Here is a 26,043-nt window from a genome sequence, read left to right as displayed (position 1 = left end):
GAGAACAGCAGGTTTGCAACCGATTGTAGTGGCTTGCCAGCGCCTTTCAGTGACAGCAGCACATACCCCCTTCCCGCACCGGCAGGCACTGGCAACCCTTTGTGTGCACACCGGCAAAGACCTTGCATCTTCTTAGGCGATCGGGCGCAATGCTATATTATTCGTTGCGAGTCATTTGCATTGACTGCCCCTCCCATAAACCGGAGTTTCCCTGCCGAAAGGACGCCCCATGCGCAAAACCACCCTCGTTTCCGTCGTTGCTGCTCTGCCCTTGCTGGCCGCCCTGCCCGCGCAGGCCGCAAGCTACAAGATTGATCCGGCCCACACTTTCGCCACTTTCGAGATCGACCACTTCGGCGCCTCGGTCAACCGTGGCCGTTTCGACAGGAAGAGCGGCACGGTCGAGTTCGACAAGCTGAAGAAGACCGGCAAGGTCACGCTGGAGTTCGACGCCCGCTCCATCAACAGCGGCACTCCGGATTTCGACAAGCACCTGATGGGCGCGGACTTCTTCAACGTGGAGAAGCACCCCAGCATCCGCTTCGTCTCCGACAGGTTCGTCTACGAGGGCGACACCCTCAAGGAGGTGACAGGCAAGCTGACCCTGCTGGGCAAGACGCACCCAATCACTTTCAAGGCAAACCAGTTCACCTGTTACCCCAACCCCATCGCCAAGACCGAAGCCTGCGGCGGCGACTTCGTGGCCGAGATCGACCGCACGCAATGGGGCATGGACTGGGGCGTCAAGATGGGCATGCCGAAGAAGGTGCGCATCATTGCGCAGATTGAGGCGTTCAGGCAGTAAGGCCAGTTGGCGCCGCAGCCTGTGCCCGGCTGCGGGCAGCCACAGGGTTCGCTGGTGAACAGCGACAGCGGTCATGATCGCTGCGCGCGCAAGCAACCCGCATCTTCAGGGTGCACGGCCGTGCAGAAGACATAGGGCTTTCACATAACGTTCGCAAAATTGTCTTTTTAATGCTGCCCTCGCAGCATGGAAAGGACAAAGCCTTGCTCAAAGACAAAGCCGTGGCCTCGCTCGGCCAGCAGACGCTGCTGATGCCGGCCTGGATCACCGCCGCCCTGGCGGCCAATGACCGACTCAAGCTCTATCTCTCGCTGACCCAGGCCGCCGCGCAGCATGCGCGCAAGCCCGAGGACAGCATTGGCAACTGGAGCCAGGAACTGGCCCGCGCCGGCCTGCGCGATGCCGGCTGGACGCAGGATCTGGTGCGCCATGCCTATTACGATGAAAACACGCTGGTGCTCTCGCACATGCCGCAACTGCTGCAGGCCTTGGGCGACGACCTGCAGGTGATGGCGCGCCCGGTGGTCGATGGCGGCATGGTGAAAAACGCCCCCGACTTCGTGCAGCGGCGCGACCACTGGCTGCACGTGCTGCAGGCATTGAATGATGCAGAAGGTCTGGAGCAGGACGCCCTCACCTCCCTCACCCACGGCGAACGCAAGGCCGGTGACAGCTTCCACTTGCTGGTGATGGATTTGCACAAGCAGATCAACGCCCTGGCCAGCAGCGTCGCCACCGAGAATCTCGACGGCGCCCATGTCTGGAACATCCAGAAGGACGACCGCGCACTGGTGCGCGCCTTCATGCGCGGCCTGCACAGCACGGCGCCACTCAAATTCAGCCACCCCGGCTTGGACACCGCCGTCACGCGTGATGGCAAGCGCCTGCTGATCCAGAACGACATCGGCACCAACGATGCGCACGTGCTGGTGATCGAAGTGGAAGGCCAGACCATCCGCCTGACCTACTCCGACCTGCACCCGCCGCGCTTCAAGTTCTTCCAGGGCCTGCTGGAGAACGCCGGCTTTGTCTGGAAAGTGTCCGAGCCCGTCATCTCGCGCGACCTGAACGAGGGCAAGCCCTATACCGTGGGCATCGCCACGCTGGAGGCCGCCGACCAGGCTGCACTGGAACAGGGCCTGGAAGACATCGCTTCTTGCATCGTGTTCGTGATCGACTGGAACCGTGCGCGCAAGCGCCTGCAGCTGTTCGTGAGCAAGGCGCAGGCGGTGGCCATCCTGCAGCACACCTCGGAGCACCGCTGGGGCCATATGGGCTGGCTGCTGGCCGGTGGTGAGTTCCTGGTGTACGACACCATGGAAGCCGTGGGCAGCGACACTTTCCGCATCGGCGAGCGACTCGATGCCGTGCTGGGCGAAAACGGCGCACGCGCCTTCCTGATCGAGCTGCTGCGCAACTGCAGCGAGCTGCTGCAACAGCAGCAGCCGCTCACGCTGGTGCAGGACAAGGCGCGCCTGCTGCTGGGCCGCGTGCTGCAGCAACGCCATGTCGAGTTCGACCTGCTGGCCGAGCACGCCGCCTTCTGCCATGCGCTGGCGCAGACGCTGAGCGATGTGCTGACGCAGGGCTGCAACGGCCATTGCGAACAGGTGGTGCTGCGCGCCAAGAACTGGGAGCACCGCGCCGACCATCTGCTCACCACCGCGCGCCAGCGGGCCGAGCGCCAGCCGCACTGGCGCGCCGTGGTCGATCTGCTGGTGCAGGCCGACAACGTGGCCGATGCGCTGGAAGAATCCACCTTTGTCTATACGCTGACGCTGGCCGAACCCATCAACGGCCTGCCGCCCTCGGTGATGGAGGTGCTGGGCAAGCTGGCCGATACCACGCTGGTGGCGATCCAGGATCTGGTGAAGGCGATCGAGATCGCGCGCCTGCTCGATGCCGGCATCGACACCACCGACAGTGATGCCTTCCTGCAGATTCTGTGGCGCATGCTGCGTGCCGAGCGCCAATGCGACGATCTGCTGCGCACGGCCCGCCAGCACATCGTGCAGACGCTGCATGCGCAGCCGGCGGCCATGCTGCTGGCCACCGAACTCGCCACCACCATCGAAGGCGCTTCCGACGCGCTGGTGGCCACTGGTTACGCGTTGCGCCAGATGGCCTTCCTCAAGACAGGAGTCCCGGCATGAGCCACCACCACCCCTTCCCCTGGCCCGACCACCTGTATCTGGTCGATCATCCCGACAGGCAGCATGCTGCCTACGTGCGCAACGGCCTGTCGCCCAGCCGCGAAACCATGGGGTCGAAGGCGCACAACCTGCTGCGCATGGCCGAGGCGGGCCTGCCGGTACCGCCCGCACTGGTGCTGGGCACGCACTACGCCCACCACCGCAAGCAGTGCATCCACCCGCTGTTCGACACCGGCATTCCGGCGCTGGAACAAAGCTCCGGCTATGGCTTTGGCGATATCCGCAAGCCGCTGGTGGTGTCGGTGCGCTCGGGTGCGCCCATCTCCATGCCCGGCATGATGGAAACCCTGCTCAACATCGGACTGTGCGATGCCACGCTGCCCGGCCTGCTGCGCCAGACCGGCAACCCGCGACTGGTGTGGGATGCCTATCGCCGCCTGGTGGCGAGCTATGGCGAAGTGGTCGAAGGCCTGCCGGCCAGCCTGTTCGAAAATGCGTTGCAGGACCTGACCCAGGGCCGCGACGAGCGTCTGCTCGATTTCAGCGAACTGCGCCAGCTGACGCAGACCTATCTGGCCCTGTATGCCGAGCATGCCGGCCACCCGTTCCCGCAGGATGTGCGCCAGCAGCTCGCGCGTGCCGTGCTGGCGGTGTTTGCCTCCTGGGATTCGGCCAAGGCGCGTGAGTACCGCAAGCTCAATGGCATCGACAGCGCCATGGGCACGGCCGTGACCATCCAGCGCATGGTGTTCGGCAACGCAGGGGGGCGCAGTGGCGCCGGCGTGGGTTTCACGCGCAATCCGAGCAATGGCGAGCCGACGCTGTGGATCGACTTTCTGGCCAATGCCCAGGGCGAGGACGTGGTGTCCGGCCGCCGCAATGCGCACGGGCACGAGGCGCTGGCCGATCTGGCACCGGATGCCTGGAACGAGCTGTCGGAAGCCACGCGCACGCTGGAGCGCCTGTTCGGCGACATGCAGGATTTCGAGTTTACGGTGGAGGACAGCGAGCTGTTCCTGCTGCAGGCGCGTTCCGGCAAGCGCACGCCGCTGGCGGCGGCGCGCATTGCGCTGGACCTGCATGAAGAGGGTCTGATCGACCGCACCACGGCACTGCAGCGCACCGATACGCTGGCGGAGGACGACTTGTGCACCGCCCATCTGGCCAGCGACTGCGGTGCCCCGGCCAGCCCCGTGGCGCAGGCAGCCAGCGCCTGCTCGGGGGTGAGCAGTGGCGAGATCGCGCTCGATGCGGAACGCGCAGCCAAGCGTGCGGCCAAGGGCCACCCCGTGATTCTGGTGCGCAATGATGCGGAGACCAATGACATCGGGGCGCTGGAGCAGTCCGTCGGCCTGCTGACGCGCAACGGTGCGCGCACCTCGCACGCGGCGGTGGTGGCACGCCAGCTGGGCAAGGTGTGCCTGGTGGGCTGCGAAACGCTGCGCATCGATATCGGCGACCGCAGCATCCAGCTGGGCGAACTGGCGCTGCGCGAAGGCGATACCATCACGCTGGACGGCAACGCCGGGCTGGTTTATCCGGGGCTGATTGCCACGGTGCGCGAACCGGATGAAGCGGTGATTGCACGGCTGGAGCAACTGCGCAGGACGAAGGCCTGAACGGGCCGGTTGCAGGCTCCCGGCCACAATGGCCCCGGGGCGATCAGGCGATCAGGGCTGGCTCCCGCTCGCGCTCCCCGGCAGCCGCACCGCCCAGTTCCGTCCGCAACCGCTGCGCTGCCTGCACCATGCGGGACAGCGCCGCCTCGGTCTCCGGCCAGCCGCGGGTTTTCAGGCCGCAATCCGGGTTGACCCACAGGCGCTCGACCGGCACCACCGTTGCCGCCTTGCGCAGCAGGCGCTCCATCTCCTGCGCCTCCGGGACGCGCGGCGAGTGGATGTCGTACACACCGGGACCAATCTCGTTCGGGTAATGGAAGTCGCCGAAGCCGCGCAGCAACTCCATGTCCGAGCGGCTGGTTTCGATGGTGATCACGTCGGCATCCAGCGCGGCGATATCCGGCAGGATGTCGTTGAACTCGCTGTAGCACATGTGGGTGTGGATCTGCGTTTCGTCACGCACGCCGCTGGCGCTGATGCGGAAGGCGCGTGCCGCTTGGTCGAGGTAGCTGCGCCAGCCGGCACGGCGCAGCGGCAGCCCTTCGCGGAAAGCCGGTTCGTCGATCTGGATGATGGCGATGCCCGCTTTTTCCAGATCCACCACCTCGTCGCGGATGGCCCAGGCAATCTGCTCGCAGGTGAGTGCGCGCGGCTGATCATCGCGCACAAAGGACCATTGCAGCATGGTGACGGGGCCGGTAAGCATGCCCTTCATCCAGCGCGGCGTGAGGCTTTGCGCATACTGCGTCCACGCAACTGTCATGGGCGCGCGGCGGAGCACGTCGCCGTAGATGACCGGAGGCTTGACGCAGCGCGAACCATAGCTCTGCACCCAGCCATTGGCGGTAAAGGCATAGCCGTCGAGCTGCTCGCCGAAGTATTCCACCATGTCGTTGCGCTCGGCCTCGCCATGCACCAGCACGTCCAGCCCCAGCGCCTCCTGACGGCGAACGACATCGCGGATTTCCTCCTGCATGCGCGTGCGGTAGGCTTCTTCGGTCAGCGCTCTCTTGCGCAATGCCGCGCGCGCGGCGCGGATGGCGGGGGTCTGCGGGAACGAGCCGATGGTGGTGCTGGGAAGCAGCGGCAGTTTCAGATGCGCGCGCTGTGCCGCCTGCCGCACGGCAAAGGCAGATGCCCGCTGGTCGTCACCGGGTACGCTGCTGACGATACGCCGCGCCACTTCCTCGCGGTGGACCCGGGTGCTGCTGCGGCGGCTCTGCAGGGCCGCGCGGGCGCTGTCCCACGCGGATTGCTGCGCCGCCGGCAGTTGACCGCCCAGATCCAGCGCCGCACGCAGCAAGCCCAGTTCCGCCAGTTTTTCCTGTGCGAAGGCCAGCCAGGAACGCAGCTCGGGATCAAGCCGCTCTTCCGACTCGAGGCTGATCGGCACGTGCAGCAGCGAGCAGGACGGCGCCAGCCACAGCTCGCCCTTGTGCTTGGCTGCCACTTCGCGCAGGCGTGCCAGCGCAGCGTCCAGATCGGTGCGCCACACATTGCGCCCGTCGACAATGCCGACCGACAGCACCTTGTGTGGCGCCGCCAGCCAGTCGGCCACGCGAAGCAGCTCGGCCGGTGCGCGCACGGCATCCACATGCAGGCCGGCCACGGGCAGCTGGCAGGCCATGCGCAGGTTGTCATCCAGCGGCGAGAAATAGCTGGCCAGCAGGATGCGCGGTGCGCTGCGGGCCAGCTGCCAGTACGCGCGCTCGAAAGCATGGCGCCAGGCATCAGGCAGATCCAGGCCGAGGATGGGCTCATCCAGCTGCACCCATTCCACGCCGCGCTCAGCCAGCCGCGCCAGGATGCGCTCGTAGGCACCCAGCAAATCGTCGAGCAGCTTGAAGCGGTCGAATCCGGCTTGCTTTTCCTTGCCCAGCCAGAGGAAGCTCAGCGGGCCCACCAGCACCACCTTCACCTTGTGGCCCAGCGCCTGCGCCTGCTCCACTTCCGCCAGCAGGCGGTCGGCCTGCCCGGCAAAGCGCGTGTCGGGATGGAATTCGGGCACCAGATAGTGGTAGTTGGTATCGAACCACTTGGTCATCTCCAGCGCGAAGGTGCCGCCCTCTTCGGCCGCTCCGTCTTCCTGCGCCACGCCGCGCGCCATGGCGAACGCGCGCAGCAGGTCGGCCTCCGCGCCGTCAAAGCCGAAACGCGCCGGCTCGCACCCCAGCCACTGGATGTGGTTGAGCATATGGTCGTAAAAGGCAAAGTCGCCAACGGTCACCAGATCAAGTCCGGCGTCTCGCTGGGCCTGCCAGTGGCGCTGGCGCAGCTCGGCGCCGGTCGCCTCCAGGGCTTGCAGGCTGATCTCCTTGCGCCAGTATTGTTCCAGCGCGAATTTCAGTTCGCGCTGCGCGCCGATGCGCGGAAATCCCAGGGTATGGATGGTGCTTGGCATTGCTCACTCCTTGTATGCACAAATTTCAAAATCAGATGCGCTATGATGAGTTTTATTAATAAATGAATCAAACGAAACTTTTTGCCCCTCACTATTAGTCATTCTCATGATCCAGTCCCCGCTCGAGATTCGTCACCTGCGCACCCTGTCCGCCCTGCGGGATGCGGGCAGCCTGGTGCGCGCCGCCCAGTGGCTGCACCTGACCCAGTCAGCCCTGTCGCACCAGATCAAGCTGCTGGAAGACCGCTATGGCACACCGCTGTTCGAGCGCAAATCGGTGCCGCCGCGCTTTTCCGCTACCGGGCAGCGCCTGCTGCAACTGGCGGATGCCGTGCTGCCGCAAATCGACGCCGCCGAGCGCGATGTGGCGCGCCTGGTGTGCGGCGGTGCCGGGCAGTTGCGCATCGTGGTCGAATGCCATACCTGCTTCGACTGGCTGATGCCGGTGATGGACGCCTTCCGCACCGCCTGGCCCGAAGTGGAACTGGATATCGTCTCGGGCTTTCATCCCGACCCGGTGGCGCTGCTGCTGCAGGAGCGCGCCGAAGTGGCCGTGGTGTCGGAGATGGATGCGCAGGATGCCGACAGCGGCGTGCAGTTCCACCCGCTGTTTTCCTATGACATCGTCGCGCTGCTGGCCAACACCCATCCACTGGCAGCCAGGCCCTTTCTGCAGGCTGAAGACTTTGCCGACCAGACACTGATCTCCTATCCGGTGCCCGATGACATGCTGGACCTGATGCGACAGGTGCTGCTGCCGGCCGGCATCCAGCCGGCGCAGCGGCGCACCACCGAACTGACCGCCGCCATGCTGCAACTGGTGGCAAGCGGCCGCGGCATTGCAGCCCTGCCGCGCTGGGCCGTGCAGTCCTACTTGGATCGCGGCTACGTCACCGCACGTCCCATCGGCGCGCAAGGACTGACGGGCCAGCTGTTCCTCGCCTGCCGCGCCGATCTGGCCGGACAGGCCTGGCTGCCGGATTTCGTACACACCACGCGCGAGACCTGTTTCATGCAGCTCGCTGGCGTGCGCCTGCTTTAGCCGCCATGCGCTGCTCGAAGGCGGGGCCGTAGGCCAGGCGCAGACGTCCCTCCGCCAGGGCCAGCATATGTCCCAACAGGGAAGCCTCCCGTTGCGCAGGCGGGGTACGCCGTGCCTGCGTATGCAACAGGCGATACAGCCGCTCCGCCTCGCGTCGTTCCTCGGCGCTGATCACCGCCACATGCATGCCGTAATGCGGCCGCGCAACCAGCAGGCCCTCGTACTGCAGACGCTTCAGCGCTTCGCGCACCGGTGTGCGGCTGATGCCGTACTCCTCCACCAGCGAGCGTTCATCCATGGCCTGGCCGGGCGCAAACTCGTGGCGGAGCACGCGCTGGCGCAGGTCGTCCACCAGGCGATCGCACAGGGCCCGAGCGGGTGGCAGCATGCCACGCGCCGCGCCATCCAGCCGCAGGGTTTCCGGCACTTGCAACACGCTACCGCCTCCCTCCCGGCCTCAGCGGTAGCGCTGTTCCAGGGCGTCCCATTCCGGCTTGCCCACCAGGCGCTGACGCTCGGCAAACGGCGCCACCAGGCCGCTGGACTCCTGCACTTCCTTCTCGTCGCGCAGCACCACAAGCGCCTTCTGCATGCCGGCCACAGCACCCTGCAGCGCGGCGTTGGCATACAGCACCAGGCCATAGCCGAGCTCGCCCAGCTCGGTGGCGTTGAAGATCGGCGTCTTGCCGCCGATCACCATGTTCATCAGCTGGGGCTTGTCCAGGCGCTGCGGCAGCGCGCGGATCTCGTCGGCCGTGGTCACGGCTTCGACGAACAGGATGTCGGCACCGGCTTCGGCAAAGCGCTGCGCCCGCTCCACGGCCGCTTCGAAGCCATGCACGGCCGCCGCATCGGTACGCGCCATGATGAGCAGATCACTGTCGCGGCGCGCATCGGCAGCGGCCTTGATCTTGCTCACGGCCTCTTCGGTGGAGATCACCTCCTTGCCGGAAAAATGGCCGCAGCGCTTGGGTGCCACCTGGTCTTCCAGCTGGATGCAGTCGGCACCGGCCCGTTCCAGCGTGCGCACCGTGTGGTACACATTCAACGCATTGCCAAAGCCGGTATCGGCATCGACGATCAACGGCAGGTTGACGGCATCGCGAATGCGCGCGGTATGGTCGGCGATTTCATGCAGGCCCATGAACCCCTGATCGGGCATGGCAAACCACATGTTGGTCACGCCGGCGCCGGTGATGTAGATGGCCTCGAAGCCCAGATCCTCGATCACCTTGGCAGAAAGGGCGTTGAATGCGCCGGGCACAAGCACGCCACGGCGCGCTTCGGCCAGGGCCTTGAGTTGCTGACGGGGGGTCATAGGGCTGTTCTCCTGATTCTTTTCTTCGACTTAAAAACTGTCGGCCGGCACATACACCATGCCTTCCATCAACACGCGGGCACTGCGGCTCATCAGCGCCTTGGACACGCGCCACTGCCCTTGCTCCTCGATGGCTTCTGCGCCCACGCGCAGCGTGCCGGAAGGATGGCCAAAGCGCACTGCCTGGCGCGTGCCGCCACCCGCGGCCTGGTTGACCAGCGTGCCGGGGATCGCTGCGGCGGTGCCAATGGCCACGGCAGCCGTGCCCATCATCGCGTGGTGCAGCTTGCCCATGGACAGCGCCCGCACCAGCAGGTCGATCTCGCCCGCCTGCACCGGCTTGCCGCTGGATGCGGTGTACTCCGCCGGCGGAGCCACAAAGGCCACCTTGGGCGTGTGCTGGCGCTGCGCGGCTTCGTCCACGCTGCGGATCAGCCCCATGCGCAGCGCGCCCGCGGCACGAATGGCCTCGAATCGGGCCAGCGCCTGCGCATCGCCATTGATGGCTTCCTGCAGCTCGGTACCGGTGTAGCCGATATCCGCCGCATTCACGAATACGGTCGGAATGCCGGCGTTGATCAGCGTGGCCGGCAGGCTGCCGATATCGGGCACGTCCAGCGTATCGACCAGATGGCCGGTGGGGAACATGGCGGCGCCCTCGCCCTCCTCGGCCGGATCGACGAATTCCAGCCGTACCTCCGCCGCCGGAAAGGTCACGCCGTCCAGCTCGAAATCGCCGGTTTCCTGCACCTGGCCGCTGGCCATGGGCACCTGCGCGACGATGGTCTTGCCGATATTGGCCTGCCAGATGCGCACCGTGCAGATACCGTCCATCGGCACCCGCTGCGCATCCAGCAGTCCGTTGGCAATGGCAAATGGCCCGACTGCTGCGGAGAGATTGCCGCAGTTGCCGCTCCAGTCCACAAAGGGCTGGTCGATCGCCACCTGGCCGAACAGATAGTCCACATCATGGTCGGCACGACTGCTGCGGCTGACAATCACGGTCTTGGAGGTGGACGAAGTGGCGCCTCCCATGCCGTCGATCTGCTTGCCGTACGGATCGGGACTGCCGATCACGCGCAGCAGCAGCTTGTCACGCGCCGCGCCGGGCTGCTGCGCAGCAGCCGGCAGGTCCTGCAGGCGAAAGAATACGCCCTTGCTGGTACCGCCGCGCATATAGGTGCCGGGAATGCGGATCTGGGGTGCGAATGCCATCTCAAGCCTCCTGTTGCTGCGCAAGAAAGTCCTGCGCAAAGCGCTGCAGCACGCCGCCCGCCTCGTACACCGACACTTCCTCGGCCGTATCCAGACGGCAGATGACCGGCACCTCCAGCACATCGCCGTTGCGGCGCGTGATGCGCAGCGTCAGCGTAGCGCGCGGCGTGCGCTCGCCCAGCACATCGTACTGCTCGCTGCCGTCCAGCTTCAGCGTCAGGCGCGTGGTGCCGGGCTGGAATTCCAGCGGCAGCACGCCCATGCCGATCAGGTTGGTGCGATGGATGCGCTCGAAGCCTTCGGCCACCACCACTTCCACTCCGGCCAGACGCACGCCCTTGGCGGCCCAGTCACGGCTGGAGCCCTGGCCGTAATCGGCCCCTGCAACAATGATCAGCGGCTGGCGGCGGTTCAGATAGGTCTCGATCGCCTCCCACATGCGCACCACCCGCCCTTCCGGCTCGATACGCGCCAGCGAACCGGCACGCACGCTGCCATCGGCATTGCGCACCATCTCGTTCTTGAGCGTCGGGTTGGCAAAAGTGGCGCGCATGGCGGTCAGGTGATCGCCGCGGTGCGTGGCGTAGCTGTTGAAGTCCTCTTCGGGCAGACCCATATTCGCCAGGTATTGGCCCGCCGCCGAATCGGCCAGAATGGCGTTGGAGGGCGACAGATGGTCGGTAGTGATGTTGTCCGGCAACACGGCCAGGGCGCGCATGCCGGCCAGCGTGCGCGGGTAGGCCGCCAGCGCGCCCACGCCCTCCGCATCCCAGTAGGGCGGGCGGCGGATGTAGGTCGATTGTGGGCGCCAGTCATACTGCGGGGACACGGTTTCACCATCGTCCTGGCGCAGGGCGAACATCGGCTCATAGACCTTGCGGTACTGCTCCGGCTTGACGGCCTGCGCCACCACGGCGTCGATCTCCGCATCGCTGGGCCAGATGTCCTTCAGGCGAATGTCCTTGCCATCCACGCTACCCAGTACGTCGTTCTCGATATCGAAGCGCACGGTGCCGGCAATTGCGTAGGCCACCACCAGCGGCGGCGATGCCAGGAATGCCTGCCTGGCATAAGGATGGATGCGGCCATCAAAGTTGCGGTTGCCCGACAGCACCGCCGTGGCGTAGAGGTCGCGATCGATGATTTCCTGCTGAATCTCGGGATCCAGCGCACCGCTCATGCCATTGCAGGTGGTACAGGCAAACGCGACAATGCCGAAGCCCAGTGCCTCCAGGTCCCCCAGCAGGTCTGCTTCCTGCAGATATAGCTCGACCGCTTTGGAACCCGGTGCGAGGGAGGTCTTGACCCAGGGCTTGCGCGTCAGGCCGAGGCGATGTGCATTGCGTGCCAGCAGCGCCGCCGCAATCACGTTGCGCGGGTTGCTGGTATTGGTACAGCTGGTAATCGCGGCAATGATGACCGCGCCATCCGGCAGCAGGCCTTCGGCCTCTTCGGCCCGCGCCATCTCCAGCTTGATCGGCCCGGCAATGCCGCGCTTGACCAGTTCGCTGGTCGGCAGGCGGCGGTGCGGGTTGCTCGGGCCGGCCATGTTGCGCACCACGGTGGAGAGATCGAAGCGCAGTACGCGTTCGTATTGCACATTGGCCAGCGTATCGGCCCAGAAGCCGGCCTGGCGCGCATACGTTTCCACCAGCTGCACCTGCTCGGGCTCGCGGCCGGTCAGGCGCAGATAGTCCAGCGTCTGTTCGTCGATGGCAAACAGCGCAGCGGTGGCACCGTATTCGGGGCACATATTGGAAATGGTGGCGCGGTCGCCAATCGTCAGACTGCGCGCACCCTCGCCGTAGAATTCGAGGTAGGCACCCACCACTTTTTCCTGGCGCAGGAATTCGGTCAGCGCCAGCACCACATCGGTCGCGGTAATGCCCGGCTGGCGGCGGCCGGTCAGCTCCACGCCGACGATATCGGGCAGGCGCATCCAGGAAGCGCGGCCCAGCATCACGTTCTCGGCCTCCAGTCCGCCCACGCCCACTGCAATCACGCCCAGCGCGTCCACGTGCGGCGTGTGGCTGTCGGTACCGACGCAGGTATCGGGAAAAGCCACCCCGTCCTGCACATACACCACGGGCGACATCTTTTCCAGATTGATCTGGTGCATGATACCGTTCCCGGCCGGGATCACATCGACATTGGCAAATGCCTTTTTCGTCCAATCAATGAAGTGAAAGCGGTCTTCGTTGCGGCGATCCTCGATGGCGCGGTTTTTGGCGAATGCGTCCGGCACATGGCCGCCACACTCCACCGCCAGCGAATGGTCCACGATCAGCTGCACCGGCACCACCGGGTTGACGGCGGCCGGATCGCCTCCCTCCTTGGCAATGGCATCGCGCAGACCGGCCAAATCCACCAGCGCGGTCTGGCCCAGAATGTCGTGACACACCACGCGCACCGGGTACCACGGAAAATCCCGGTCGCGGCGGCGCTCGATCAGCTGGCGCAGGCTGTCGTCCACGATGGCCGGATCCGCCTTGCGCACGATGTTTTCCGCATGCACGCGTGCGGTGTACGGCAGAGTGTCCCAGGCGCCAGGCTGCAATTGCTCCACGGCGGCACGCGCATCAAAGTAGCTCAGCGCCGTACCGGGAAGGGGTTTTTTGTATTCAGTATTCATGGGAGGATGCAGGTTCGCCGCCTTGCGCCATCCACCAGCCTGGGCGAGGCCGGCAGCAGAAGCAGGCAGCATACCGGGCAAGGCCTGCACACAGCGCCTTGCCGGTGGATCAAAACAAAACTACGCGACAGGGTTCGGCAAGAACCTCAGCCCCGCGCCTCGATCGGCACAAAGCGCTGGTCTTCCGGGCCCGTGTAGTTGGCACTGGGGCGGATGATCTTGTTGTCCACGCGCTGCTCGATCACGTGCGCCGCCCAGCCGCTGGTGCGCGCGATCACGAACAGCGGCGTGAACATGGCGGTGGGCACGCCCATCATGTGGTAGCTCACCGCGCTGAACCAGTCCAGGTTGGGAAACATCTTCTTGACTTCCCACATCACCGACTCCAGGCGCTCGGCAATGTCATACATCTTGGTCGAGCCGGCCTCTTCCGACAGCGCCCTGGCCACGCCCTTGATCACCACATTGCGTGGATCGCTGAGGGTGTAGACCGGGTGACCAAAACCGATCACCACTTCCTTGCGCTCCACGCGGGCGCGGATATCGGCCTCGGCCTGATCCGGATTGTCGTAGCGCTTCTGGATCTCGAACGCCACCTCGTTGGCGCCGCCATGCTTCGGACCGCGCAGCGCACCAATGGCGCCGGCAATCGACGAGTACATGTCGCTGCCGGTACCGGCAATCACGCGTGCCGTGAAGGTGCTGGCGTTGAACTCGTGCTCGGCGTACAGGTTGAGCGAGGTGTGCATGGCACGCACCCAGCTTTCCGGCGGAGCTTCGCCATGCAGCAGATGCAGGAAGTGGCCGCCAATGGAGTCGTCATCCGTCTCCACCTCGATGCGCTTGCCCTGCGTGCTCCAGTGGTACCAGTACAGCAGCATGGAGCCGAGCGATGCCATCAGGCGGTCGGCAATATCGCGGGCGCCGGGAATATTGTGGTCATCCTTCTCCGGCAGCACGCAGCCCAGCGCCGACACGCCGGTGCGCATCACATCCATCGGATGCGCACTTGCCGGCAGCTTTTCCAGTGCCTCCTTCACGCTGGCCGGCAGCCCGCGCATGGCCTTGAGCTTGGCCTTGTAGGCCTTCAGTTCGGCCCGCGTCGGCAGCTTGCCATGCACCAGCAGATGCGCGACCTCCTCGAACTCGCACACCTCGGCCATGTCCAGAATGTCGTAGCCGCGATAGTGCAGATCGTTGCCGCTGCGGCCGACCGTGCACAGCGCCGTATTGCCGGCCGCCACTCCCGACAGCGCCACGGATTTCTTGGCCTTGGGCGCAGCCACCGTTGCCGGTGCGGCGATCGTTGCGTCAGTTCTCATGTTGTCTCCTGATTGATGTAACGCGTTGCCATGGGCTGCGGACGACCCTTGCCGTCCACCGCCACCATCTCGAACACCCCCTTGAGCGCCAGTTCCTCAGCCAGGGCGGGCCGGCTGATCACGCCATGCACGCACACGGTGAGCGAACTGCGCCCCATGCGGCTGACCCAGGCACGCAGATGCAGCACGCTGCCCTGCGGCACGGGCGCCAGGAACTCCACGCCGCTTACCGCCGCCATCACGACATTGGCCTGCGCGCATTGCCGTGCCGCGACGAAGGCCGCCTTGGCCAGCATCTGCAGGGCATTGCCGCCGAACAGCGTGCCGTAGTGGTTGGCGTGCTCGGGGAACACGATTTCGGTCATTTCGGTAGTGGCTTGGGGATGTCGCATAATTCGCAATGTACGCAATCCTCTGCTGCAAAATAAGCCCTGAATTGGCGAATGGTTGCCAATAAATTCGCCTGTTTTGCAAATTTTGCGAATCCGCTTGCAAGGAACCCCGATGCGAAAGACTTTCATGGGCGTGCGCCTGCGCAGCCTGCGCGCCGAACGCGGCATGACGCAGGTCGCCATGGCACAGGCGCTCGGCCTGTCGCCCAGCTACCTCAACCAGCTCGAGCAGGACCAGCGCCCGCTCACCGCCTCCGTGCTGCTCAAGATCCACCGCGTGCTCGATGTGGACATCCAGCAGTTCTCCGAGGATGAAGAGGCGCGCTTCGTCGCCCAGCTGCAGGATGCCCTGGCCGAAAACCCCGCTGGCGAAACCGTCGACCAGGCCGAGCTGCGCGAAGTCGCCGCCAAGCTGCCGAAAATCGGCCGCATCCTGCTCGCCCTACAGCGCCGCCACCTGGAAGACCTGCAGCGGCAAGAGGCACTCGCCGCCGGCCTGGGCGACGTGCGCGGCCCCTCCCCGGCCACCCGCCCCATGCCCTACGAAGCGGTGCGCGACGTGTTCTTCACGCACCGCAACTACTTCCACACACTGGATATCGCCGCCGAAACCCTGGCCGACGAAGCCCGTGCCCATGGCGGCGCCCTGGCCGACTGGCTTGCCACCCGTCTGCGCGAGCGGCATGGCGTGCATGTCACGCTCACCAGCGCCGCCACGCAAGGCTCGCTGCGCCACTTCGATGCGCAGGCACATGTGCTGCAGCTCTCTGGCCAGCTCGCCCCGGCGCAGCGCGCCTTCCAGCTGGCCACCCAGCTCGCCCTGCTGGAACACACCGCCGACATCGACACCATCGTCTGCGCCGCCGCGCTGGACCACGATGCATCCCTGCTGCTGCGCCTGGGCCTGGCCAACTACCTGGCGGGCGCGCTGCTGCTGCCCTACCGCCTGTTCCTGCAGAGTGCCGAAGCCCTGCGCTACGACATCGACCTGCTGGCGCAGCGCTTCGGCGTGGGCTTCGAAACCGTGTGCCACCGCCTGTCCACACTGCAGCGTCCGCAGATGCCGGGCGTGCCCTTCTTCTTCATCCGCGTGGACCGTGCCGGCAACATCTCCAAGCGCCAGTCCGCCACGCACTTCCACTTCTCCAAAACCGGCGGCACCTGCCCGCTGTGGAACGTGTACGAAGCCTTTGCCAAGCCGGGCGAGATACAGCGCCAACTTGCCCGCATGCCCGACGGCCGCACCTACCTCTGGATTGCCCGCACCGTCACCCACAGCGAAGGCGGCTTCGGCGCTCCCAGCAAGACCTTCTCCATCGGCCTCGGCTGCGACGTGCGCCACGCCGGCCGCCTCGTCTATGCCAAAGGGCTGGACCTGAAAGACCCCGACGTCGCCACCCCGATCGGCATGGGCTGCAAGGTGTGCGAACGCGCCGCCTGCCCGCAGCGCGCATTCCCCTTCACCGGGCGGCCGCTGGATGTGAATGAAAACGACAGCCGGTTTGCGCCGTATGCGGTGGCGACCTGATTGTTGCCATTCGTGAGCCGGTCAATCGGCGCATGCTGTCAACCTTCCTGCGACAACCCGCCATCCGTATTGCCGGAGCGCGTCACAAGCGCATGACTTCCTTGTCGCCAATCCAACAATGTAGTAACATGACTACATTCATCCACGGACATCAGGAGGGACTCATGACCGTGACCACTCTCACCAGCCGCGAATTCAACCAGGATCTCAGCCGCGCCAAGCGCGCTGCCCTGGAAGGCCCGGTCATCATCACCGACAGAGGCAAGCCAGCGCATGTGCTGTTAAACATTGAGGAATACCGTCGGCTTACCACCGCTCCACGCACACTGGCCGAAGCTCTCGCCATGCCTGGCGCCGCCGATATTCCGTTTGACCCGCCACGGCTGAATATTGGCCTTCGCATCCCCGATTTCGACTGACAGTCCACTGCCCATGTATTTGCTCGATACCAATGTGGTTTCCGAACTGCGCAAGGCCATGCACGGGCGTGCCGATCCACGCGTTGTCGCTTGGCAGGCTCAAGTCGATCCAAGCCACTGTTTCATAGCTACCACTACTGTCATGGAGCTGGAAATCGGCATCCTCCGGATGGAAAGGCGCGACGCCATGCAGGGCGCCATACTCAGACAGTGGCTGGAGCAGCATGTGTTACCTGCTTTCTCCCAGCGCATCCTGTCCTTTGATCTTGCCACTGCCCGACAGTGTGCCCGGTTGCATGTGCCTGATCCCCGTTCCGAACGGGACGCCATGATCGCCGCCACCGCTTTGGTACATGGACTCACTGTCGTGACGCGCAACGCCGCTGACTTTGAAGCTACTGGCGTGCCGTTGCTGAACCCTTGGGGAAAATGGACGTTGCAGGAACAGAGCGCCGACTACCTGCACCAGACCTGTGCAAGCACCACCCCCGTTTTCGCTCGCTGAGTTGTTGTTCAGGAAACGCGCGCGCCCTTTCAACCGGCATTCCCACCGATGCCTACGGGCTCGAAGAAGTCTGCCTTTAGCCTTGAGCAAACGTTTCCAGTTGCAGGTCTTTCCTGGATGGCACCAACGTCAGGTTACGTCTTGCCTTGCTCCCACAGGCATGCATTGCTAGCCTGACCGCTCCCCTCTCATCAGGAAAGGAATCCTATGCACCTGCTATCCGTCGCCTATCACGAAGACTCCGAAGGCTGGATCTACTGGATCTGGAAGGACAATCCCATGGTCGGCAACATGTGCGGCCTGGAGGCCCACAGCCAGGGCCCCGTGTACCCCAGCTACGAAGAGGCACTGAAGGCCGGCGCCGCTGCCCTGCAGCGGGTGGATCACGCCCACGAAGCGGGCATCTGAGCTCGCACGGGCCGACCATTCAGGCAAGAAAAAAGCACCTTAGCCGTCAGCCTAGGTGCTTCCAAGTATTTGATCTACCAACAAAAAGTTGGTAGGCGCGAGAGGACTCGAACCTCCGACCCCCACCATGTCAAGGTGGTGCTCTAACCAGCTGAGCTACGCGCCTGTAATTCAGAAGCGAGAGTATAGCACGCGTTTTTCACGGTTTTCAAGACCGCGACACTTTTCGTCGGATTTCTGCACCATCCTCCCCGACCACCCCGTCGGCCGCATGCAGAATCAGCAACAGCATACGAAGCGCCGCCAGACGCCACCCACGGAGGAAAACACGATGAATACCCAGCCCGCCGCCCCTGCAGCTGCAGTCACCCGAATCGCCAGCCGCCGCGCCCGCGCAGGACAGGAGGCCGCCTACGAGGCGCTGGTGCGCGAGATGTTCGAGCAGATGCGCCAGACACCGGGCTTCCGCCACGGGCAGCTGGTGCCACCCGAGCAGGCCGGCGGGCTCTACCATGTGATTTCGCAATTCGACTCCGAAGCGGCACTGCAGGCCTGGAACGCCTCCCCCAAACGCGCCGACATCCACGCCCGCATGCGCGCCGTGGCCGAAGACGAACCCGAGTACCGCGTCCTGACCGGCCTGGAAGCCTGGTTCGCTCCCGCCGTGGTGCCCGCCACCATGCACCCGCCCCGCTCACGCATGGCCTTCGTCACCTGGCTCGGCATTTTCCCGACGGCGGCCTTCTTCCTCTGGTTCGTGGCGCCGCTGGTCACGCACTGGCCCTTCCTGCTGCGCACCGCGCTGATCACCGGCCTGATCGTGGCCACCATGACCTGGCTGGTGGCCCCGCGCCTGACGCGCTGGATGCGCGGCTTTCTCAACCCGAAACGCTGAACGCCCTCAGCGCCGCCGCGTCCCCAGAATGCCGTCCAGCACCGACAGCTCGCCGAGCACCTTGTTGAGCCGGTGCGTGTCGCTCACCTGCACGGTCAGCATCATGTGGCTGATTTCCTTGCCGGCATCGCTGTGCAGGCCCACCACCGGCATCTTCTCGCGCGCAAACAGTTCGCTGATGTCGCGCAACAGGCCGGCGCGGTCCGTCGCCTGCACCAGAATGTCGACCGGGTAGGCGGCAGTCCCGCCCTCCAGCCCCTGCCACTGCACCTCGATGGCGCGCTCGGGATTGTCGCGCACCATGCTGCGGTAGTTGGGACAGTCGGCCCGATGCACGCTTACGCCCTTGCCGCGCGTGACGAAGCCACCGATGGCATCCGGCGGTGCCGGCTTGCAGCACTTGGCCAGTTGCGTCATCAACGAGCCCATGCCCACCACCAGCACCCCCCCCTTGGGTGCCGGCCGGTGCGACTTGCGGTCGCCCTTGGCCGCCTGCTTCTGCAGCAGGATCTCATCCTGCGACAGCTGCGGTGCCTGCGGCTTGAGCACCGCCTCGATGTTGCGCAGCGAAAATTCGTCCTTGCCCACCACCTCGAACAGCGCATCCGCATCCGAAAACCCGAGCTGCCCGGCCAGATCATCGAGCTTGACCGCCGTCTTGCCTTCGCGCTGCAGCAGCTTCTCCACCGCATCGCGACCGCGGGCAATCGCGTCCTGCAAGGCCAGCGCATTGAACCAGGCGCGCACCTTGGCACGGGCGCGGTTGCTCACCAGATAGCCCTGTTCCACGTTCAGCCAGTCGCGCGAGGGGCCACCCTCCTTGGCCGCCGTGATCGACACGGTCTGCCCGTTGCGCAGCGGCGTGTTCAGCGGCACCATGGCCCCGTCCACCTTGGCGCCGCGGCAACGGTGGCCCAGGGTGGTGTGCACGCTGTAGGCAAAGTCCACCGGCGTGGCGCCCTGTGGCAGTTCGACGATGGCCGCTTCCGGCGTCAGCACATAGATCTTGTCGTCCAGCACCACATTCGGCTGCTCGGGCTCGGGCGCCTGCTCGCCCCCCGCGGCAAACTCGCGCTCCCAGGCCAGCAGCTGGCGCAGTACCGCAATCTTCGCGTCATAGGCGCTGTTGGCGCTGTGGCCCGCATAGCCCTTGGCGCCGGCCTCCTTGTAGGCCCAGTGCGCCGCCACCCCGCTCTCGGCGTGATCGTGCATGTCCTGCGTGCGGATCTGGATCTCGACCGGGCGCACCCGCCCGTCCTCTCCCAGCTGCCGGATCACCGTATGCAGCGACTGGTAGCCGTTGGCCTTGGGCTTGGCGATGTAGTCGTCAAACTCCGAGGGGATGGGCTCGTGCTGGCTGTGCACCCAGCTCAGCGCCGCATAGCAGTCCTTCACCTCGGGCACGATCACGCGCAGCGCCATGCGGTCGTAGATCTGCTCGAAATCCAGCCCCTTGCCACGCATCTTCTTGACGATGCTGAAGATGTGCTTGGGCCGCGCCTGCACGCTGGCCGTGATGCCCTGCGCGGCCAGCCCCTCGCGCACCTGCCGGCGCAATTCCTCGGCGCGCTGCTCGCGCTCGGTGCGCTTTTCGTCGAGCAGGCGCGCTACGGAACGGTAGGTGTCCGGCTCCAGAAAGCGGAACGCCAAGTCTTCCATTTCCCACTTGATCTGCCAGATGCCCAGCCGGTTGGCCAGCGGCGCCAGCACGTGCAGCGCCTCGTAGGCCAGCGCATGCGGCACCGGCAGCTTGGTGGCGGCATAGTGGCGCAGGGTCTGCAGGCGCGAGGCCAGGCGCAGCAGGATCACGCGCAGGTCGCGCGAGAAGGCCAGCAACATCTTGCGCACCGCCTCCACCTGCTCGGCGGGGCTGCCCAGGCCGCTGCTGCCCGGCTGCACGCGTTGGCTCTGCTGCAGCCGCATCAGGCGCGTGGCCTGCAGCGCCAGCTGCGCATATTCGTCGCCAAAGGCCTGCTCGATCATCTCCTGCGGGCGGCTCAGATGGTCGGCCGCATACACCAGATAGGGCACGGCCTGCAGCGAGACGGCGCCACCCATCTGCTCCAGGATTTTGGCCACGCCGTCGGCATGCTCCAGCTCGTTCTCGCCGCTCGGCAGGCTGCAGTTGACCAGCAGCGGGCCGGCAAACTGGCGCGCGCGCGTCAGCACGTCGGCCTGGGTTGGCAGGGTGTCGGAACTGGCCTGGACGATGCCGGCCACTTCGTCATCGGGGGAATGCTTGCCTGCGGGGGCACTTGCGGGATTCATGGTTCAACCTGTGCCGGCTCTCGGGCCGGTCTCTCGTCATTCTCGTTGGCACGCTGCCTGCCGGCAGCCATGCCATGCTCAATCAGCTGTCTGCATCCAGCAGGAAATGCCGTATCGCCTCCACCTGCTCCGGCTGCACCAGCGCAGGCGCATGGCCCACGCCGGCAAACTCGACCAGGCGCGGTTTGGGCCCATGCTCGGTCATCGCCTTGGCCGCGGGAGCCGTCAGCAGATCGGATTCGGCCCCGCGCAGCAGCAGCGTGGGGGTGCGGATGGCCTCGTACAGTTTCCACAGCAGCGCCTCGCCCTGCACAAAGGTTTCGCGCGGCACATGGCGGAAGGCCAGGCCGAGCAGCGGGTCGTAGTGCAGCTGCAGGCCGCCTTCGTGGTGCGGGCGCAGCATGGGGCGGTTGATTTCGGCCCACTGCTCGGGCGTGTGCGGGCCGAAATTGGCAAAGCGCAGTTCCAGCGCCGCCAGCGCCTCGGCCTCGTCGGCAAAATGGCCGGTATCCATCACGTAGCTGCCGATGCGCTGGATCGACTCCCAGGCGATCACCGGGCCCACGTCGTTCAACACCAGCTTGTGGATCGGCGATGGCAGCGGCCAGGCCGCGGTGGCCATTACGGCATGGATGCCCATGGCAATCAGGCCGCCCATGCTGGTGCCGACCCAGTCGAGACGCCCGATCGGCGCCTGCTGGTGCAGGTGCGCCAGCAGCTGCAGCATGGCGCCCACGTAGGTTGGCACCTGGTACAGCGCAGGATTGCGCAGCCACTCGCTTTGACCGCGACCGGGAACATCCGGACAGATGATGCGCATCGGCGGCAGGCCGCGCTGCTCGGCATCGGCCAGCAGCGCACGCGCCAGCACGTCGAAGTCGCGTCCCTGGCGCGTCAGGCCGTGCACGCACAGCACCACGTGCGAGGCATTCGGGTCGCCCCACTGCCACCAGGCCATGCGGAAAGCGTGGTCACCAGAGGTGCATACAATGTGCTGGAGTGTGGGCTGTGTCATGGTCGGACATCCGCAAGTCAACGTGGATAACAGGCTGGCAGGGCGGCGCGCCCCATACGGATTCATCGTACCTGAATAATCCCCGCAGAGACGCAAGGAGAAACTACATGCTCAAGGGAAAAACCGCGCTGGTCACCGGATCGACCAGCGGCATCGGTCTGGGAATCGCCAAGGCACTGGCAGCCCAGGGCGCCAACGTGGTGCTGAACGGCTTTGGTGACCACGAAGGCCCGCAGCGCGAAGTCGAGCAGGCCGGCGCTGCCCACGGCATCGCCACCGCCTACCACGGCGCCGACATGAGCAAGCCCGCCGAGATCGAGGCCATGATGGCCTTTGCCGCCGAGAAGTTCGGCCGCGTCGACATTCTGGTTAACAACGCCGGCATCCAGCATGTGGCGCGCGTGGAGGATTTCCCGGTCGAGAAGTGGGATGCGATCATGGCCATCAACCTGAGCAGCGCCTTCCACGCCACGCGCCTGGCCATCCCCGCCATGCGCGAAGCCAACTGGGGCCGCATCATCAATGTAGCGTCCATCCACGGCCTGGTGGCATCCGTCGAAAAGTCCGCCTACGTGGCGGCCAAGCACGGCGTGATCGGTCTGACCAAGGTCACCGCACTCGAGAACGCCACCACCGGCGTCACCTGCAACGCCATCTGCCCGGGCTGGGTGCTGACGCCGCTGGTGCAAAAGCAGATCGACGCGCGCGCGCTCGAGGGCAACATCAGCGTGGAAGAAGCGCAGAAGAACCTGCTGCGCGAAAAGGAACCCTCCCTGCAGTTCACCACGCCTGAAGAGCTCGGCGCACTGGCCGTGTTCTTCTGCTCGCCCGCCGGCAACAACGTGCGCGGCGTGGCGTGGAACATGGACGGGGGTTGGACGGCGCAGTAATACCCGCCCGGCCACGGAGGAGCGGAACGGTCACGGACCCTCGCCCTCCTCACGCAACGCCACCGACCATGCCGTCTGTGTACAACAGGCGGCTTTTTTCGTTGTGCGGCCGCCGCGACCGTCCAAATCCCCGTATCCTCACCGGCCATGTCTTCCTATTTCCGACTGCTCCTGCTGCTGTCCGCCCTCACCATGGTCGGCCCGCTGGCGATCGACGCCTACCTGCCGTCGTTCAGCGCCATCCGGCAGGACCTGAAAACCGATGAAGTGATGGTCCAGCAGACGCTGGGCCTGTTCCTGTTTGCCTTTGCCGGCATGATGCTGTTCTACGGCACGCTGTCCGATGCCTTCGGGCGGCGCAAGGTGATTCTGGTGTCGCTGGCGGTCTATACACTGGCTTCGCTCGGCGCCGCGCTCAGCCCGAGCATCGAATGGCTGCTGTTCTTCCGCGTGCTGCAGGGCCTGGGCTCCGGCGGCGGCACCGTGGTCAGCCGTGCCATCGTGCGCGACCTGTTCAAGGGCGCCGAGGCACAGCGCATGATGTCGCACATGACCATGGTGTTCGGCCTGGCACCGGCCATTGCGCCCATTCTGGGCGGCTGGCTGCAGGTGCTGCTGGGCTGGCGCTGGGTGTTCGGCTTCTCGGTGCTGTTCGGGCTGCTGATGCTGGTGCTGGTCTGGCGCCATCTGCCCGAGAGCCTGCCGCCGGAAAAACGCCAGCCTTTCCATCCGGGCGCCATCGTCACGCAGTACATCAACTGTCTGCGCCACCCGCGTTTCGTGCTGCTGATTCTGGTGCTGGCCATGGCCTTTGCCGGTTTCTCGCTCTACATCGGCTCGGCCTCGCATTTCATCATGGACATCCTGCACCTCGAGGAGACCGATTTCGGCTGGATGTTCATTCCGCTGGTGGGCGGCCTGATCACCGGTTCGGCCATCGCCGGACGGCTGGCGCACCGGCTGTCGCGCCGCACCTTTGTGCAGACCGCCTTCGGCATCATGGCCACGGCAGCCATCTTCAACGTGAGCTACAACCTGCTGCAGGGCGACCAGCTGCGCCTTCCCTGGGCGGTGCTGCCGCTGTTCATCTACAACTTCGGCCTGTCCTTCCTGACGCCGGCGGTGACGATGGGCGCGATGGATTTCTTCCCGCACAACCAGGGCCTGGCCTCGTCGCTGCAATCGTTCACGCAGATGGTGGTGTTTGCCACCATGGCCGGCGTGGTGGTTCCGCTGCTGTTCGGCAGCGGGCTGTATCTGGCGCTGGGCATGGCGATCATGGCCAGCCTGAGCCTGCTGTTCTACTTCCTGTTCCGGCTGCTGCATGCGCGCGCTGTGGGGCCGGAGGCTGCACCCCCGCCCCGCTGAGCCATGCCTGCCCATTTTTTCCACATCCGCCGCGCGAGCCTGCACGACCTTGCTGCCATCGAGAGGATCCAGCACGAATGCTATGGTGCGGACTTTCATGAAGGGCAGGACGCGTTTGCCAACAAGATCCGGCAGGCGCCGGACTATTGCCTGGTGGCGGAGTGTGCGCAAGGCACCGTGCTGGGCTACTTCATGTGCCTGCTGGCGAGTGTCGAGCGGTTTCCCTGCCTGCATGCGGATGACTTCCAGTGCCCCGGCGATCCGGACATCCTGTATCTGCATGACATGGCCCTGTCCGCTTCCGCCCGGGGCCGCGGCCTCCGGCAGGCCTTTCTTGCCGCCATCTACCGCACTGCACGGCAGAACCAGGCATTGAAAGACGTGTTTCTGGTGGCGGTTCAGGGTGCCGAAGTGGTATGGGAAAGGGAAGGCTTCCAGCCCGTCAATGCCCGTGCCGTCGGTCTGTCCGCCTCGCTGGAAACCTATGGCAGCAGCGCGGTCCTGATGAAAAAACCCCTGCAGCCTGCCGTCGCGCGCTGAACACGGTGGCTTGCGCCCATGTGCCACGGGGCAGCCCGCGCCTCACCCGGCAGTGACCAGCAGCCCTGCAGGCAACCCTAGCGCCCCCTGTTTGCCATGCATCGGCGATAATAGACAACCCCTGCCATCCCGCAGGCACTGTTTCGAAAGCAATTGCCCCATGACAGACCAAGCTACTGTCTCTCTTTCCCCTGTTTCCATTTCTCCCGTCGAAGACATCGTGGCCGACATGCGTGCCGGCAAGATGGTGATCCTCGTGGACGAGGAAGACCGCGAGAACGAAGGCGACCTGGTACTCGCCGCCGACCATGTCACGCCCGAGGCCATCAACTTCATGGCGCGCTACGGCCGCGGCCTGATCTGCCTCACGCTCACGCGCGAGCGCTGCCTGCATCTGGGCCTGCCGCCCATGACGCAGCGCAACGGCGCCCAGCATGGCACCGCCTTCACGGTATCAATCGAAGCTGCACAAGGCGTCACCACCGGCATCTCTGCGGCCGACCGTGCCCGCACCGTGCAGGCCGCCGTGGCGCCCAATGCCGTGCCGTCCGACCTGGTCCAGCCCGGCCACATCTTCCCGCTGCAGGCGGTGGATGGCGGCGTGCTGATGCGCGCCGGCCATACCGAAGCCGGTTGCGACCTGGCCGCCATGGCCGGCTGCAGCCCCACCGCCGTGATCTGCGAGATCATGAAGGACGATGGCACCATGGCCCGCCTGCCCGATCTGCAACTTTTCGCAGCCGAGCATGGCCTGAAGATCGGCACCATCGCCGACCTGATCGAGCACCGCGCCCGCCACGAATCGCTGATCCGCAAGGTCGCCAGCCGCACACTGATGACGGCGCATGGCGAATTCATGGCCCACGCCTACCAGGACATGCACGGCCACAACCTGCATCTGGCGCTGGTCAAGGGCGTCTGGAACGAAGACGACGAAGTGCCCACCCGCGTGCACGAGCCGCTGTCCGTGCTGGATGCGCTCGAAACGGGCCGCCAGATGCACAGCTGGAGCCTGGAAGACAGCCTGCGCTACATCCACGCACAACAACGCGGCGTGGTGGTGCTGCTCAACTGCGGCGAAACCGCCCAGCAACTGCTGGCCCAGTTCGACGGCACGGCTGAATCCTCGCACGCCCCCGGCAAGGGTCTGGACCTGCGCAGCTACGGCATCGGCGCGCAGATCCTGCGCGAATGCGGCGTACGCAAGCTCAACATCCTCGGCACGCCGCGCCGCATGCCCAGCATGGCCGGCTACGACCTGGAAGTGACCGGCTTCATTCCGGCCCCGCCTCAAGCCTGATTTAATGC

22 protein-coding genes and 1 tRNA gene are annotated in these 26,043 nt (G+C 65.4%); 13 read left to right on the top strand and 10 right to left on the bottom strand.

Translation table 11 applies throughout. The features are described 5' to 3' along the window. Positions 1 to 229 precede the first annotated feature (229 nt). From KKQ75_RS00875 to KKQ75_RS00865, 3 genes are all read left to right on the top strand, one after another. The gene (locus KKQ75_RS00875) at positions 230 to 805 is read left to right on the top strand and encodes a YceI family protein (RefSeq protein ID WP_213358921.1); all 576 of its coding nucleotides are present in this window, start codon (positions 230 to 232) and stop codon (positions 803 to 805) included. 203 nt (positions 806 to 1,008) lie between these two features. Then, positions 1,009 to 2,958 (top strand): DUF47 family protein, encoded by a 1,950-nt coding sequence (locus tag KKQ75_RS00870; RefSeq protein ID WP_250130953.1) that lies wholly within the window; start codon positions 1,009 to 1,011, stop codon positions 2,956 to 2,958. Then, on the top strand, positions 2,955 to 4,577 hold the full coding sequence (locus KKQ75_RS00865; RefSeq protein ID WP_213358917.1) for a PEP/pyruvate-binding domain-containing protein: 1,623 nt from the start codon (positions 2,955 to 2,957) through the stop codon (positions 4,575 to 4,577). The genes KKQ75_RS00870 and KKQ75_RS00865 overlap by 4 nt, the downstream gene beginning before the upstream one ends. 43 nt (positions 4,578 to 4,620) lie before the next feature. On the opposite strand, the gene metE is transcribed toward KKQ75_RS00865, so the two are convergent. After that, on the bottom strand, positions 4,621 to 6,978 hold the full coding sequence (metE, locus tag KKQ75_RS00860; RefSeq protein WP_213358915.1) for a 5-methyltetrahydropteroyltriglutamate--homocysteine S-methyltransferase: 2,358 nt from the start codon (positions 6,976 to 6,978) through the stop codon (positions 4,621 to 4,623). Between the two features lie 106 nt (positions 6,979 to 7,084). On the opposite strand from metE, the gene KKQ75_RS00855 reads away from it, so the two are divergent. Next, a complete protein-coding gene (locus KKQ75_RS00855; RefSeq protein ID WP_213358913.1) occupies positions 7,085 to 8,020 on the top strand; it encodes a LysR family transcriptional regulator in 936 nt (311 codons plus the stop codon). On the opposite strand, the gene KKQ75_RS00850 is transcribed toward KKQ75_RS00855, so the two are convergent. The 6 genes from KKQ75_RS00850 to KKQ75_RS00825 form a co-directional block, all read right to left on the bottom strand. Next, complete coding sequence (locus KKQ75_RS00850) at positions 7,989 to 8,456, bottom strand: GntR family transcriptional regulator (RefSeq protein ID WP_213358911.1); 468 nt, start codon at positions 8,454 to 8,456, stop codon at positions 7,989 to 7,991. The genes KKQ75_RS00855 and KKQ75_RS00850 overlap by 32 nt on opposite strands. Positions 8,457 to 8,477: 21 nt before the next feature. Then, positions 8,478 to 9,338 carry an isocitrate lyase/PEP mutase family protein gene (locus KKQ75_RS00845; protein WP_213358909.1) on the bottom strand — a complete coding sequence of 287 codons (861 nt, stop codon included), beginning with the start codon at positions 9,336 to 9,338 and terminating at the stop codon, positions 8,478 to 8,480. 30 nt (positions 9,339 to 9,368) lie between these two features. After that, the gene (gene prpF / locus KKQ75_RS00840) at positions 9,369 to 10,553 is read right to left on the bottom strand and encodes a 2-methylaconitate cis-trans isomerase PrpF (protein WP_213358901.1); all 1,185 of its coding nucleotides are present in this window, start codon (positions 10,551 to 10,553) and stop codon (positions 9,369 to 9,371) included. A 1-nt stretch (position 10,554) separates the two neighbouring features. Further along, a complete protein-coding gene (acnD, locus tag KKQ75_RS00835; RefSeq protein WP_213358897.1) occupies positions 10,555 to 13,185 on the bottom strand; it encodes a Fe/S-dependent 2-methylisocitrate dehydratase AcnD in 2,631 nt (876 codons plus the stop codon). Positions 13,186 to 13,331: 146 nt separating this feature from the next. Continuing rightward, positions 13,332 to 14,507: a bifunctional 2-methylcitrate synthase/citrate synthase gene (prpC, locus tag KKQ75_RS00830; protein WP_213358895.1), complete on the bottom strand. Its 1,176-nt coding sequence runs from the start codon at positions 14,505 to 14,507 to the stop codon at positions 13,332 to 13,334. Continuing rightward, positions 14,504 to 14,899 carry an acyl-CoA thioesterase gene (locus tag KKQ75_RS00825; protein WP_250130952.1) on the bottom strand — a complete coding sequence of 132 codons (396 nt, stop codon included), beginning with the start codon at positions 14,897 to 14,899 and terminating at the stop codon, positions 14,504 to 14,506. The genes prpC and KKQ75_RS00825 overlap by 4 nt, the downstream gene beginning before the upstream one ends. 112 nt (positions 14,900 to 15,011) lie before the next feature. Here KKQ75_RS00825 and KKQ75_RS00820 point away from each other — a divergent pair, with 112 nt between their 5' ends. The 4 genes from KKQ75_RS00820 to KKQ75_RS00805 all read left to right on the top strand — a co-directional run bounded on the left by KKQ75_RS00820 (position 15,012) and on the right by KKQ75_RS00805 (position 17,759). Further along, positions 15,012 to 16,427 (top strand): short-chain fatty acyl-CoA regulator family protein, encoded by a 1,416-nt coding sequence (locus KKQ75_RS00820; protein WP_213358892.1) that lies wholly within the window; start codon positions 15,012 to 15,014, stop codon positions 16,425 to 16,427. Between the two features lie 164 nt (positions 16,428 to 16,591). After that, on the top strand, positions 16,592 to 16,846 hold the full coding sequence (locus KKQ75_RS00815) for a type II toxin-antitoxin system Phd/YefM family antitoxin (protein ID WP_213358890.1): 255 nt from the start codon (positions 16,592 to 16,594) through the stop codon (positions 16,844 to 16,846). Positions 16,847 to 16,859: 13 nt separating this feature from the next. After that, positions 16,860 to 17,351 carry a type II toxin-antitoxin system VapC family toxin gene (locus KKQ75_RS00810; RefSeq protein ID WP_213358888.1) on the top strand — a complete coding sequence of 164 codons (492 nt, stop codon included), beginning with the start codon at positions 16,860 to 16,862 and terminating at the stop codon, positions 17,349 to 17,351. 207 nt (positions 17,352 to 17,558) lie between these two features. Then, positions 17,559 to 17,759, top strand: a complete 201-nt coding sequence (locus KKQ75_RS00805) for a hypothetical protein (RefSeq protein WP_213358886.1) — start codon at positions 17,559 to 17,561, stop codon at positions 17,757 to 17,759. An 89-nt stretch (positions 17,760 to 17,848) separates the two neighbouring features. Here the strand turns inward: KKQ75_RS00805 and KKQ75_RS00800 are convergent. After that, a tRNA-Val gene (locus KKQ75_RS00800) sits at positions 17,849 to 17,925 on the bottom strand. Positions 17,926 to 18,090: 165 nt separating this feature from the next. Between KKQ75_RS00800 and KKQ75_RS00795 the strand changes: the two genes are divergently transcribed. Continuing rightward, the gene (locus KKQ75_RS00795) at positions 18,091 to 18,654 is read left to right on the top strand and encodes an antibiotic biosynthesis monooxygenase (RefSeq protein ID WP_213358884.1); all 564 of its coding nucleotides are present in this window, start codon (positions 18,091 to 18,093) and stop codon (positions 18,652 to 18,654) included. A 6-nt stretch (positions 18,655 to 18,660) separates the two neighbouring features. Here KKQ75_RS00795 and KKQ75_RS00790 read toward each other — a convergent pair whose 3' ends face one another. Both KKQ75_RS00790 and KKQ75_RS00785 read right to left on the bottom strand, forming a co-directional pair. Further along, complete coding sequence (locus KKQ75_RS00790; RefSeq protein WP_213358882.1) at positions 18,661 to 20,922, bottom strand: RelA/SpoT family protein; 2,262 nt, start codon at positions 20,920 to 20,922, stop codon at positions 18,661 to 18,663. An 82-nt stretch (positions 20,923 to 21,004) separates the two neighbouring features. Further along, positions 21,005 to 21,937: an alpha/beta fold hydrolase gene (locus KKQ75_RS00785; protein WP_213358880.1), complete on the bottom strand. Its 933-nt coding sequence runs from the start codon at positions 21,935 to 21,937 to the stop codon at positions 21,005 to 21,007. Between the two features lie 107 nt (positions 21,938 to 22,044). Here KKQ75_RS00785 and KKQ75_RS00780 point away from each other — a divergent pair, with 107 nt between their 5' ends. The 4 genes from KKQ75_RS00780 (at position 22,045) to ribBA (ending at position 26,035) form a co-directional block, all read left to right on the top strand. Next, positions 22,045 to 22,827 carry a 3-hydroxybutyrate dehydrogenase gene (locus KKQ75_RS00780; RefSeq protein ID WP_213358878.1) on the top strand — a complete coding sequence of 261 codons (783 nt, stop codon included), beginning with the start codon at positions 22,045 to 22,047 and terminating at the stop codon, positions 22,825 to 22,827. A 147-nt stretch (positions 22,828 to 22,974) separates the two neighbouring features. Next, on the top strand, positions 22,975 to 24,195 hold the full coding sequence (locus KKQ75_RS00775) for a multidrug effflux MFS transporter (RefSeq protein ID WP_213358876.1): 1,221 nt from the start codon (positions 22,975 to 22,977) through the stop codon (positions 24,193 to 24,195). 3 nt (positions 24,196 to 24,198) lie between these two features. Further along, entirely contained in the window at positions 24,199 to 24,735 is a 537-nt protein-coding gene (locus KKQ75_RS00770) for a GNAT family N-acetyltransferase (protein WP_213358874.1), read from the top strand. A gap of 160 nt (positions 24,736 to 24,895) precedes the next feature. After that, positions 24,896 to 26,035 carry a bifunctional 3,4-dihydroxy-2-butanone-4-phosphate synthase/GTP cyclohydrolase II gene (gene ribBA, locus KKQ75_RS00765; protein ID WP_213358866.1) on the top strand — a complete coding sequence of 380 codons (1,140 nt, stop codon included), beginning with the start codon at positions 24,896 to 24,898 and terminating at the stop codon, positions 26,033 to 26,035. The last annotated feature ends 8 nt before the right edge of the window (positions 26,036 to 26,043 follow it).

This window comes from Brachymonas denitrificans, assembly GCF_907163135.1.
GTDB lineage: Bacteria > Pseudomonadota > Gammaproteobacteria > Burkholderiales > Burkholderiaceae_C > Brachymonas > Brachymonas denitrificans_A.
Note: the sequence above shows the minus strand (reverse complement) of the source record. Positions and strands in the feature narration are given on the sequence as shown.